The 756-nt window shown below is 75.1% G+C and carries 1 protein-coding gene; it reads left to right on the top strand.

Annotation, left to right across the window (positions count from 1 at the left end; translation table 11 throughout):
* The coding region (locus D7V97_RS43415) for a formate dehydrogenase accessory sulfurtransferase FdhD (RefSeq protein ID WP_233583627.1) at nt 1-756 on the top strand (756 nt) is incomplete at both ends.

Here is a 756-nt window from a genome sequence, read left to right as displayed (position 1 = left end):
CTCCCGCGCCTGTCCTCCCGCGACGCGCGCGCCGTCGCGGACTTCATCGTCGCGTGGATCCGCGAAGCCGCGCCCCCGCCACGTCCTCCGCGCGCCGAGCGCGCCGAGCGCGCCGAGCTCAAGGGCCTCACCCACCGTCCCGTGCGCCGCTTTGACGGAGCGTCCCTGCGCGCCGCCGAGGACGACCGCATCGCCGTGGAGGAGCCGCTGGAGATCCGCGTCAGCGGCGACACGGTCGCCACGACGATGCGAACTCCGGGCCATGATCGCGAGCTCGCCGTGGGCTTCCTCTTTGGCGAGGGCATCCTTATCGATGGGGACGACCTGGGCAGCCTCTTCCACTGCGGCCACCCCGGCGAGGAAGGCTTCGGCAACGTGTTGGAGGTCACCCCCGCTTCGGGCGCCGTGCTCGATCTGGAGCGCGTGGCCGCCACGCGCCGTGGAACGCTCACGACCTCCGCGTGCGGCGTGTGCGGCCGGCGCACCGTGGACGACCTGATGGCCACCTGCGCCCCCGTCGCGCCCGGCCCCGTGCTCTCCGCCCACACCGTGGCCCGCGCCACCGAACGCCTGCGCGCGGTGCAGCACAACTTCGAGCACACCGGCGGGGTCCACGCCGCCGCCGCGCTGGACGCCCACGGCGAGCTGCTCGCGGCCAGCGAGGACGTGGGCCGCCACAACGCCGTGGACAAGGTCGTGGGCGCCCTGGTGCTCGCACGCGCCGTGCGCGCGCCACACCGCCTCCCCGTCCCACCC

The organism is Corallococcus sp. CA053C (genome assembly GCF_003611675.1).
Taxonomy (GTDB): domain Bacteria; phylum Myxococcota; class Myxococcia; order Myxococcales; family Myxococcaceae; genus Corallococcus.
The sequence above is the reverse complement of the archived record's forward strand: the minus strand, read 5'-3'. Positions and strand labels throughout refer to the sequence as shown.